The 270-nt window shown below is 65.6% G+C and carries 1 protein-coding gene; it reads right to left on the bottom strand.

Features of this window, described 5'->3' with window-relative positions; genetic code table 11:
* Window positions 1-270, bottom strand: a 270-nt coding sequence (locus tag AC5Y5E_RS30390) for an acyltransferase domain-containing protein (protein ID WP_499907727.1), incomplete at both ends; no start/stop codon positions are given.

The following is a 270-nucleotide window of genomic DNA, read 5'->3' as shown; positions in this document are numbered from 1 at the left end:
ATCCGGGGTGATGCCGTAAGAACCGAGCACCTCGGCCAGCGAGACCATCATCGTGAACAGCACCGGCTGCACCACATCCACCCGATCCAGCGACGGCGCCCCCGACTCCTGCAACAACACCTCACGCACCGACCAGCCGGTGAACGGGCGCAACGCCTCATCGCAGTCATCAACCATCGCCGCGAACACCGGATGGCGTTCATACAACTCGCGGCCCATGCCCGGGTACTGCCCACCCTGACCCGGCAGCACGAACACCGTCTTGCCGCG

Source organism: Mycobacterium sp. NGS54, from assembly GCF_059812465.1.
Note: the sequence above shows the minus strand (reverse complement) of the source record. Positions and strands in the feature narration are given on the sequence as shown.